The sequence below is a fragment of the Streptomyces sp. NPDC058964 genome, assembly GCF_042741275.1.
Classification (GTDB): domain Bacteria; phylum Actinomycetota; class Actinomycetes; order Streptomycetales; family Streptomycetaceae; genus Streptomyces.
This window is the reverse complement of sequence record NZ_JBHYKH010000482.1, coordinates 1,856-6,939: the sequence shown is the minus strand read 5'-3', so window position 1 is coordinate 6,939 and position 5,084 is coordinate 1,856. Positions and strand designations below refer to the sequence as shown.

The following is a 5,084-nucleotide window of genomic DNA, read 5'->3' as shown; positions in this document are numbered from 1 at the left end:
GGTGGGGCTGTGGAGCGTGTGTAGACAACACCCGTGTTATCCCCCCCCGCGCGGAGCCCGCGGTCCGGGGGCGACGCGGGGTCCAGATTGAGGTCCTCGGGCCGCAGTCCGTAGCGGTCGCGCAGCTCGGCCATGCGGTCCTCCAGGAGCATCAGGGTGAGCCCGATCCGCTCCTCCTGCTCCTCGCTCAGCTCGCCCGTGTCGAAGCGGCGCAGTGCCTGCCGTTCCATCAGCTGACGGAGCAGCTCCACCACGGTGAGGACGAGCTTCACGAGGTCGCGCTCGACCGTGTCCGGCTCCAGGTCCAGCCTCTTGCGGCGCTCGGTCACGACGTCACCTCCGGCCACGGGGCGGGCACCTGCTCGCTCACCGAGCTGATCAGCGCGTTGAGGTCGATCCGGACGAGGTCCACGTCGGCGATGCGCAGCGTGATGTCCCCGGTGATGACGACGCCCCCGGCGAGCAGCCGGTCGAGCAGGTCCACCAGGGCGACCTCACGGCGTACGACGGCGGTCACCGTTCCTCCTCCGGCCGGTCCGACGGATCACCCGTGAACGAGTAGGCCGCCCAGGGGCCGGTGAGTTCCACCCGTATTCCGGGTGCTTCGTCCTTCGTACGGTCGACCAGTTCCACGAATTCCTCGGACTGCGTGCGCGGCACGAGATAGGCCCCGTTGAGGAGATTGTCTCCCCGGACACCGGAAAGTGTCGAGTTCTGCGGGGCGTGCAGCCGGGATTCCTCCGCGTACCGGGAAAGCGTTTCATGCAGCCGGCTCGCGAATTCCCCGGCTTTTTGGAGCCTGTCCTCCTGGGATCGTGTGCGCAGCCGGCGCTGCCGCAGATAGTCCCGGCCGCTGACGGCCTGCCGGGCAGGCCGCTCGGCGGGCTCCTCGGGCGGCTCCGGCTCCAGATACACCTTGACACCCCACTCCACCCGGCCCTCCAGCCGGTCGAGGGTGCGCCGGAAGTCGTCCTCGCGCGCCTCCATCATCACGCGTACGCCGCTGTCGTCGCGGAAGACGGTGGCCAGCCGGAGCGGCAGTGGCGTGGTGACGGTGGTGAGCGCGTCGATGACGCCCTGGTGGGCGCGAGCGGTCGCGGTCAGCCAGTCCAGGTCCTCCAGATGGGCGCGGAGCGGCTTCTCGGCGAAGTCCCGCTCCGGGACCGTGCTGACGACCGCGATCAGGTCGTGGTGCCTCAACAGGCCCGGCGGGGCGCCTGCCACTCCTGTCAGCTGGGACTGCAGGGCCGCGTCGAAGGGGCGGCAGACCGCGTAGACGTACCGCAGACCGGCCATCCCGCTCATGAGGCCTCCTCCTGCCCGCGGCCGGGCTCCAGCTGGGCCAGTCGCTCGCGCAACTCGACGTTCTCCTGGACGAGTTCGTCGCGGCGGGCGCGCGACGACAGGGCCGGGTCGCTCTCCCACCAGTCGATGCCCATCTCCTTCGCCTTGTCGACGGAGGCGATGACGAGCCGCAACTTGATGGTGAGCAGTTCGATGTCGAGCAGATTGATCCGGATGTCGCCGGCGATGACGATGCCCTTGTCGAGCACGCGCTCCAGGATGTCGGCCAGGTTGGCGCCGCCGCCCTGGCCGTACGGCTCCGGGAGCCGGGCGGACGTCGTCATCGACGGCTCCCGCTCTCGGCGTACTCGTCCTCGGACTCCTCTTCGGGTTCTTCTTCGGCCTCGTCCTCGTCGTACTCGTCCTCGTACTCGGGTTCGTCTTCGTCCTCCGCCTCGTCCTCGTCCTCCGCTTCCTCCTCGTCCTCCGCCTGGTCCTCGTTCTCGGATTCGTACTCCTCCGGCTCCTCGTCGCCCTCGGCCTCGTACTCCTCCGCCTCGTCCTCCGGTTGCTGCTCCTCTTCGGCCCCTTCCTCCTCTTCGGCCCCTTCCTCCTCTTCGGCCCCTTCCTCCTCCTCGGCGACCGCGTCCTCGTGGCTGCGTACCACCTCGCCGTCGCGGATCTCACCGCGCCAGCCGTCCTCGGCCTCACCCTTGAGGGTGATGAAGCGGGCGAAGTTCTTGAGGTCGAGCCTGGCCCTGCGGCCCTGCGCCCGCCAGATGTTGCCGGTCTTCTCGAACAGTCCGCTGGGGTAGTACTCCATGACCAGCAGGACCCGGGTGAGGTTCTCCTCCAGCTCGTGGAAGGAGACGACGCCCTTCGTGGTGCCCTTGGCGCCCTCCGACGTCCACTGGATGCGGTAGTCGGGGATCTGTTCGGTGGTGCGCGCCTTCCAGCTGCGGTTGGACCAGAAGATCTTGAGCTGCCAGTCGGAGTTCGTGTCGTCGGCGCGGCTCGCGCTCTTCACGCCCTTCGCGAAGTTGCTGAAGTCCTGGTACTGGGTCCACTGGTCGTAGGCGGTGCGCACCGGCACGCCGACGTCGATGTACTCGATGATGACCGTCGGTTTGTGACCCGCGCGGCCTTTGCGCTTGCCCTTGCCGCCACCGAGGTTCTTCAGGGCGCCGACCACGCTGTCCTTCGCGTGCGAGGCACCGAGCTCCACAGCGGAGCGCAGCGGGCCCTTGCCCTCGGCGAACTTGCGGCCGGCGTCGAGGGCGAGCTTGCCGAAGCCGGGGCTGTTGCCCTCCGCGATGTCGTTGAGCTTGCCGGTGGTCTCGCCCAGCTTGCGGCCGACGCCGACCAGCATGCGCTGGGCCTGAGCGCCGAGGTATTCCTGCACCTCGGCCTTCAGCCGGTCGGCCGCCTCGCTCTCCGCCAGCCGGCCGAGCGGGCCGTCCTTGGCCTTGCCGTTCGCGGACCGCGATCCGAGGGTCTCCGTCATGACTCGCCGCCTTCCTTCGGAAGCCGGGCCCGGGCGCCCCGTGCCGCGCTCCCGCCCGAGGACGTCTTCTTCCTGTCCGCCGTCTTCTTCCTGTCCGTCGTCTCCTTCGCGGCCGCGTTCTTAGCGGGGGCCTTCTGGGCGGCCCGCTTCGCCGGTGCCTTCTTCGCCGCCCGCTTTGCGGCGGCGGTGTCCCTGCCGGGGGCCTTCCTGGCCGCCGTCCGCGCCGTCTCCTTCCCGGACGTCCGGGATCCGGCACCGTCGCCCTCGGCGGCTTCGCCGGTCTCTTCCCTGCCCTCGGCCTCTTCAGCGGTCTCTTCCTCGCCCTCACCGCTCTCGGATTCCTCCGAGCCCTTCTCCGGGCCGGTGTCTCCGAGCCCCTCGAGCTGATCGCGCACCTCGGAGGTGCGTCCGTGCAGACGGTCGGCCAGGGCCTCCATCTGCCGCTCGACCATGGCGCCCGAGGCGGCCTTGCCGACGCCCCGAAGGTCATCGCGCAGCTGCTCCCCGATCTCCTTGAACTGCGGGTTGTCCTGCAGCTGCTTGGACACCAGGTCGGTGACCATCCGCGGGCTCAGGTGCAGCCGCTTCCCGGCCACCACCGAGCCGAGCGCGAGTGCCATCTTCATCTTCTTCGTCCGTCCGAGGACGTATCCGGCCCCTAGGGCGAGGCCCAGCCCGATGCGATTCATGCGAATGTCCCCTTGTCGGTGCCCGCGCCACGGCGCAGGGCGATCTCCAGCCGGTCGAGGAGCTCGTCCTCAAGCCGGTCGAACTCCTCCTCGTCGATCTCGCCCGCCTCCAACCGCTGTTCGAGTGCGGCGAGTTCGGCCCGGACCGTGGCGGGGTCGTAGTACACCCGCTCCGCCTCGTCCACCACCTGCCGGATCACCCACCCGGTACCGCGCACGGGCGCGAAGGGCAGCAGCAGCACCTCTGAGATCAGTCCCATGGAACTACCCCGATCCCGTCTCCGCGCCGTCGCCGGCCGTCGTGGTGCCCGCCGGCTGGGACGGGCCCGGCTCGACGAAGCTGTACGGCGGCAGCGGCCCGTTGGCGCGCACGTCGAGGTGCGGATGGGAGTCGCGGAACCGCTGGACGGCCGCCAGGAACTTCTCGGCGGAATCCCGGTCCACCAGGAGCGACACATTGGCCAGCCAGCCGGTGGACTCGGGGCCGGCGCTCATGGTGTACCCCTCCGTCTCCAGGGCCTGCCGCAGGTCCGCCGCGTCCTGGACCTCCTGCGCCTGCACCGCGGCCGCGACCATCTCGCCGAGCTGCAGCCGCTGCTCGTAGCTGCCGCCGCCCGCCTGCCGGTTGGACTCGGCCAGGGCGCGCAACTCCGGGTTCTCGGACATCACGCGGTGCAACACGGCGTCTTCGATGTGCGTGGCCTTGATGTTGTACTCGACCTTCCCGTCCAGGGCCCGCAGGCGTTCCGCGTAGTGGTCGGCGCGCTCGGCGAGCACACTGGTGACGCTGTCGTCGTCGGGGGCGACGCTGCCGAACCGCATGGGCAGCACGCAGGCGGCCGCGCCGGTCTCGGCGAGCACGTTCTGGTGGGCGAGCAGCTCCTTGCGTTTGGGGCGCAGCCCTTCGGGGGCGTCGCTGACGACGGCGGCCAGCTCGCCCTCCCGCAGGATGCGCACCGGCCGCGGTGGGTCGCCGACGCCGCCCATGCCCTCGGGGAGGGAAGGGTGCGTGCCGGCCGTGATGCCGTAGACGTAGGTGCTCACTCCTGCTCCTCCTTCCTGCGTGCGGTGGTCTTGCGGGGCCTCGGCCGACGTTCGGTCTCACCGGTGGAGCCTTCGTCACGCGCCTGCTTGAAGGCGTCGGAGATGGTCTCGGCGGCACCGGACAGCGCGCCCTTGGACTTGCCGCGCGCGCCGGACTCGGTGATCTCGCCGACCAGGTCGGGCAGGCCGGGGCTCTTGCGGGGGCCGGCCTCGAGGTCGAGCCTGTTGCACGCCTCGGCGAAGCGCAGGTAGGTGTCGACGCTGGCCACGACGACCCGTACGTCGATCTTCAGGATCTCGATACCGACCAGGGAGACCCGCACGAACGCGTCGATGACGAGTCCTCGGTCGAGGATGAGTTCCAGTACGTCGTAGAGGCTGCTGCCGCCTCCACCGCCGGTCTGCTGTGCCGGGACAACTGTCATGCCGGCCGATCCTCCTCGTGCTGGGAAATGTTGGTCGCGGGGGGGCGGGGGCGCCGGCCGCCCGCCGGGGTGGGGGGGGGGCGCCCCCCCCGAGACGGGGGGGCGTTGAGTGTGCGGGGGGGTTGGGGGCCGGGTGGT

At 70.3% G+C, this 5,084-nt stretch carries 8 protein-coding genes and 1 pseudogene; all 9 read right to left on the bottom strand.

Going from position 1 to position 5,084, the window contains the following annotated elements; all coding sequences use genetic code 11:
- Positions 1-36: 36 nt before the first annotated feature.
- The 9 genes and pseudogenes from ACFW2E_RS37770 to ACFW2E_RS37730 all read right to left on the bottom strand — a co-directional run bounded on the left by ACFW2E_RS37770 (position 37) and on the right by ACFW2E_RS37730 (position 4,946).
- A pseudogene (locus ACFW2E_RS37770) lies at positions 37-329 on the bottom strand (gas vesicle protein K).
- Complete coding sequence (locus tag ACFW2E_RS37765) at positions 326-517, bottom strand: gas vesicle protein (RefSeq protein ID WP_384473837.1); 192 nt, start codon at positions 515-517, stop codon at positions 326-328. The pseudogene ACFW2E_RS37770 and the gene ACFW2E_RS37765 overlap by 4 nt, the downstream one beginning before the upstream one ends.
- The gene (locus ACFW2E_RS37760) at positions 514-1,296 is read right to left on the bottom strand and encodes a GvpL/GvpF family gas vesicle protein (protein ID WP_384473840.1); all 783 of its coding nucleotides are present in this window, start codon (positions 1,294-1,296) and stop codon (positions 514-516) included. The genes ACFW2E_RS37765 and ACFW2E_RS37760 overlap by 4 nt, the downstream gene beginning before the upstream one ends.
- Positions 1,297-1,301: 5 nt before the next feature.
- The gene (locus tag ACFW2E_RS37755) at positions 1,302-1,628 is read right to left on the bottom strand and encodes a gas vesicle protein (protein WP_384473834.1); all 327 of its coding nucleotides are present in this window, start codon (positions 1,626-1,628) and stop codon (positions 1,302-1,304) included.
- Positions 1,625-2,788: an SRPBCC family protein gene (locus tag ACFW2E_RS37750; protein ID WP_384473831.1), complete on the bottom strand. Its 1,164-nt coding sequence runs from the start codon at positions 2,786-2,788 to the stop codon at positions 1,625-1,627. The genes ACFW2E_RS37755 and ACFW2E_RS37750 overlap by 4 nt, the downstream gene beginning before the upstream one ends.
- Positions 2,785-3,477 (bottom strand): DNA primase, encoded by a 693-nt coding sequence (locus ACFW2E_RS37745; RefSeq protein WP_384473828.1) that lies wholly within the window; start codon positions 3,475-3,477, stop codon positions 2,785-2,787. The genes ACFW2E_RS37750 and ACFW2E_RS37745 overlap by 4 nt, the downstream gene beginning before the upstream one ends.
- The gene (locus tag ACFW2E_RS37740) at positions 3,474-3,737 is read right to left on the bottom strand and encodes a gas vesicle protein GvpG (RefSeq protein WP_384473825.1); all 264 of its coding nucleotides are present in this window, start codon (positions 3,735-3,737) and stop codon (positions 3,474-3,476) included. Before ACFW2E_RS37740 ends, ACFW2E_RS37745 begins: the two co-directional genes overlap by 4 nt.
- Before the next feature lie 4 nt (positions 3,738-3,741).
- Positions 3,742-4,521, bottom strand: a complete 780-nt coding sequence (locus tag ACFW2E_RS37735) for a GvpL/GvpF family gas vesicle protein (RefSeq protein WP_384473822.1) — start codon at positions 4,519-4,521, stop codon at positions 3,742-3,744.
- The gene (locus ACFW2E_RS37730; protein WP_384473819.1) at positions 4,518-4,946 is read right to left on the bottom strand and encodes a gas vesicle structural protein GvpA; all 429 of its coding nucleotides are present in this window, start codon (positions 4,944-4,946) and stop codon (positions 4,518-4,520) included. Before ACFW2E_RS37730 ends, ACFW2E_RS37735 begins: the two co-directional genes overlap by 4 nt.
- Between the last annotated feature and the right edge of the window lie 138 nt (positions 4,947-5,084).